Origin of the sequence: Methylobacterium ajmalii, assembly GCF_016613415.1 — a bacterium.
Classification (GTDB): domain Bacteria; phylum Pseudomonadota; class Alphaproteobacteria; order Rhizobiales; family Beijerinckiaceae; genus Methylobacterium; species Methylobacterium ajmalii.
In genome coordinates this window covers 32,096-33,683 of the sequence record NZ_JACWCT010000032.1, presented here as the reverse complement: position 1 = coordinate 33,683, position 1,588 = coordinate 32,096, and the positions used below count along the sequence as shown (strand labels likewise).

The 1,588-nt window shown below is 73.8% G+C and carries 1 protein-coding gene and 1 pseudogene; both read left to right on the top strand.

Translation table 11 applies throughout. The annotated features are described in order from the left end of the window. Positions 1 to 337, top strand: a pseudogene (locus tag HPY23_RS06065) (methyl-accepting chemotaxis protein); the annotation flags it as partial. Positions 338 to 398: 61 nt separating this feature from the next. Beyond that, positions 399 to 1,588: MCP four helix bundle domain-containing protein (locus HPY23_RS06060; protein WP_200649576.1), on the top strand; the 1,190-nt coding region annotated here is incomplete at its 3' end.

Sequence of the window (1,588 nt, the reverse complement as noted above, 5' to 3'; positions counted from 1 at the left end):
CGCGTCGGCGTCCGAGCAGGTGTCGGCGACGTCGGAGGAGCTGGCGGCGCAGGCCGAGCAGCTGCAGGCGACGATCGCGTATTTCCGCATCGGCGATGCCGAGGCGGGGGCGCGGACGGACGCGGCGGTGGGCCAGCTGCGGCGCGCCGCCTCCCGGATGGCCGCGCCCGCGAAGCCGAAGGCCAAGGTCGCGGCCAAGGTCGCGCCCATGACCGCGGCGAAGAGCCCCGTGAAGGCGAGCCGCCCGGCCCCGTCGCGTCCGGCCGCCGCGTCCGGAGGCTTTGCCTTCGACATGGGCGAGGACGAGGACGACGCCGCCTTCAAGCGCAGCGCCTGACCGAGACGGGGCGGCCCGCCCCAACACCCGACACGGTTCGAACACTCCCGGTGACACGACGATGCGCGTAACGATCAAGTTCAAGCTGGCGGCCGGCTTCGGTGCGGTCCTGGTCCTCGTCGGCGTCGCCGGGGGCGTCGGCTACCAGCGGCTCAGCGCCTCCAACGAGGCGACGGCCTTCATCGTCAGCCGGTCAGAACTGCAGAACCTGGTGCTCGACGCCAAGGCCCAGGCGATCCGCGGCGTCTCGAACGTGCGCGCCATGGTCGTGTCGACCGACGAGGCCCAGATGGCCGAGTTCGCCAAGCGGTCCGCCGACAACCGGGCCGACGCCGTCGCCGCGCTCGCCAAGGCCAAGGAGTACATCCAGACCGAGGAGGGCCGGCGCCTCCTGGCCGACCTCCTGACGAAGTACGAGCGCCAGCGCGAGCTGGCGGCGAAGGTCCAGGAGCTGACCCGCGCCAACGTGGTCGTGAAGGCCTGGGGCGAGATCAACGCGGCCGGACGTCCGGCGCTGAACGGCCTGCGCGGCGAGGCCGAGGGGCTGATGCAGCGCGCCGCCGCGCAGAATGCCGTCGAGTTGATGCAGGCGGTGTTCGCCTTCCAGAACCGGGCGGAGCGGGCCTGGGGCCAGCTGCAGGCCTCCACCGGCGCCACCACGCTGCCGATGCTGGAGGAGCGCCTGTCCGCCGCCCGCACCCTGCGCGACGAGACGGCGAAGGCCCTCGACGGGATCGTCCGGCTCGCCGCCGCGCAAGGCCTCCCGGGCGACGCCCTGCGGGCCCGGGCCGAGGCCTGGCTCGACTCGTTCCGCAAGACCTTCGCCCTCGTCGAGACCGGCAGCACCCTGCGGGCCACCGACCTGACCTCGGGCGAGTACGCCACCGCCAGCACGGCCGCCAACCGCGCCTTCGACGCCCTGGTCGAGTTCCAGAACCGCCGCATGTCCGAGGCGGTCCTGCGCGCGAAGTCCGACGCGGCCGAGGGTCAGACCATCCTCATCGGCACCGTGGCGACGGCCCTGCTCCTCGGCCTCGGCCTCGCGACCTGGCTCGCCCTGTCGATCTCCCGCGGCCTGACCCGGGCGGTGTCCCTCGCCGATGCGGTCGCCCTCGGCGACCTCGGCCAGCGGATCGAGGCGACCTCGCGCGACGAGATCGGCGACCTCGTCGGCGCCATGGCGCGCATGACCGCGAACCTGCGGGCGACCGCCGACCTCGCCGACGAGGTGGCGCGCGGCAACCTCGCGGT